Consider the following 370-nt stretch of genomic DNA (forward strand, 5'->3'; position numbering starts at 1 on the left):
TTTGAGCTTTACATCCTGCCCGGCGCTGGCGTTGGCCAGGGTCAGCTTGCCGCTGGCGTCGATGTCCAGGTCGCCGGCATCCACCGCCATGTCGCCAGCCAGGCGCACGCCCACGCCCTGCTCGGTGCCCACCAGGCGGATCGCCCCGGCGTACATGCCGCCCAGTGCCGTGCTGTCGATGGCCAGGCTCGGCGCCGCGCTGCCGTCACTGGCGCGGGCAGTGGCCTTGAGGGTGTTGGCGTCGACGTCGTTGCGCCCGGTGACCATGTCCAGCTGCTTGGCGTGCAGCTTGGCGTTGACCTTGGCGCTGCGGGTGATCAGCTCGAAACGGTCGACGTTGCGCGCATCCAGCCCAGTGCCTTCGATGGCG

At 69.5% G+C, this 370-nt stretch carries 1 protein-coding gene; it reads right to left on the minus strand.

Features of this window, described 5'->3' with window-relative positions:
* The coding region (locus DM373_RS28520) for a two-partner secretion domain-containing protein (RefSeq protein ID WP_157966919.1) at positions 1–370 on the minus strand (370 nt) is incomplete at both ends.

The sequence above is a fragment of the Pseudomonas sichuanensis genome (assembly GCF_003231305.1).
Taxonomy (GTDB): domain Bacteria; phylum Pseudomonadota; class Gammaproteobacteria; order Pseudomonadales; family Pseudomonadaceae; genus Aquipseudomonas; species Aquipseudomonas sichuanensis.